This is a genomic window from Protofrankia sp. CiT1, assembly GCF_917627335.1.
Taxonomy (GTDB): Bacteria; Actinomycetota; Actinomycetes; order Frankiales; family Frankiaceae; genus Protofrankia.
This window is the reverse complement of record NZ_CAKJTP010000087.1, coordinates 1-1,726: the sequence shown is the minus strand read 5'-3', so window position 1 is coordinate 1,726 and position 1,726 is coordinate 1. Positions and strand designations below refer to the sequence as shown.

Below are 1,726 nucleotides of genomic sequence, written 5' to 3'. Positions count from 1 at the left end.
GTGCCCGACAAGAGAGGCGTAGATCAAGAAGCGGGGTTGGGGCGCGTGCATCGCGAGGCTGCGGAGGAGTCACCGGAGGTGTTGGGTGGCGACCGACGACAACGTGACGAGGTGCGTGCCCCAACCTCGCGCAGCCGGTCGCTCTGAGGCGTTCGGGGCCCTTGCGGACAGGCCTGCCCGGGTCCCCCGGCCCGAGGCAAGCGGCGCGTTGGCTGTTGGAGAGCGCCCCTCTGTAATAACTGTGGCTGGCTTGTGAGAAACTGACGATGGCGTACAGTCGAGCGGTGACCAGGAGTTACCGTGTGGCGGGAGTGTGACCACGGACAGCGGGAGTTGTCAGGTTGTGAACGGTGCCGGGGGAACGGCGGATGACAGTCCACACCGGGATTTCTTCATCTCCTACGCCAAAGCTGACCGAGACTGGGCACGGTGGATAGCCTGGCAGCTGGAAGACTTCGGTTATCGTGTGCTGATCCAGGAGTGGGATTTCGTCGCTGGCTCCAACTGGATGGAGGGAATGCAAACCGGAATACGCCAGTCCGAGCGTACGATCGCCATCCTTTCGTCTCAGTACCTGGGGTCCGTACACGCGCAGGCCGCATGGGAGGCTGCCTGGTCCGTCGACCCAAGAGGGCAGGAAAGGAAACTCTTTCCCATTAGGATCGAGAAGGACTGCCCGTGCCCATTCCCGCTCAGCCATGTCGTGTCGGCAGATCTATTTGGCTGCGACGAGCCCGCAGCATTACGGGAGCTGCAGCGTCACGTGTCAGCCATTGAAACGGGACGAGCAAAACCTGCGACAGCACCCGTCTTCCCGGGCAGCTCTGGCAACGTTCTGAGAGTTACTGAGGCGGCCTCTGAAGTACTATCCGAATCGACTGGGAAGATAAGTGCCCCGCAGCTGGCCGGGGGGTCCGGTCATAAGTCGGCGAGCTTCGAAACCCGGGCCCGAACTCCCGGCGCGATTTCCATCCGACCACGCGTCGTCGTGGCGTTGACTGGTGTGATCTTTTTGATCATCACGGTTGTGGTCATGCTCCCGTTGTTCCACGGTAGCGCGATGGGTCCGGAAACACGGGTCTCTCGGCTTGTCGGACCCCCACCCGAGGTGACCTCTGGGCAGGTTTCCGTGACGGTCGGTGCTGTGGATGTCGGTCCCCGGAGCACGGCCGTGGAGGTATCCATTGCCAACAGAGCTCTTGCGGCCCTGGCTGTTCCCGGCGCGGACGCGCTGCTCGCGGAGGCGGGTCATCTGGATCATCATCCGGTGCCCGGCAGCACATGGCCAGCGACCGTGCCGGCGAACCAGACCGCGACGGGCATGATCGTGTTCGCTGAGCCGGTCGCGGCGCAGAGTGATCGGCTCTCCCTGACCTTTCTTCTCCCCGGTTATTCGCCGGACTCGATCTCGGTGAATGATATTCGGCTGCGGAAAAACGATCATTGATAGAAGGCCGACATTGCTTTCAGCATCGCATCCCAAGCGCATTACACGAGGTGATCCAATGAGTGACCTGCCCAATCGTCGCTGGCATGGGGCGATGGGAGCATGTCTGTCGACATGCGGCTGGAAGGAGGTGTTTACGCTCGTGGCAATGAGCCTTCCTTTACTGGCCGCCTGCAGGCACACAACCATTGGCTCAGGGGATCCCGCCGCAGCCACGCCTGCTGTTCCTGTCCTCGCACTCTCAACGCCGGTCGCGCCCCAGGGCGTGCTGCAAAGTCG

The 1,726-nt window shown here is 62.3% G+C and carries 1 protein-coding gene and 1 pseudogene; both read left to right on the top strand.

Annotated elements, in window-relative coordinates; genetic code table 11:
- Nucleotides 1-313 precede the first annotated feature (313 nt).
- Nucleotides 314-1,447 (top strand): toll/interleukin-1 receptor domain-containing protein, encoded by a 1,134-nt coding sequence (locus tag MJ785_RS14395; protein ID WP_239381307.1) that lies wholly within the window; start codon nt 314-316, stop codon nt 1,445-1,447.
- A gap of 58 nt (nt 1,448-1,505) precedes the next feature.
- Nucleotides 1,506-1,726: pseudogene (locus MJ785_RS14390) on the top strand (hypothetical protein); the annotation flags it as partial.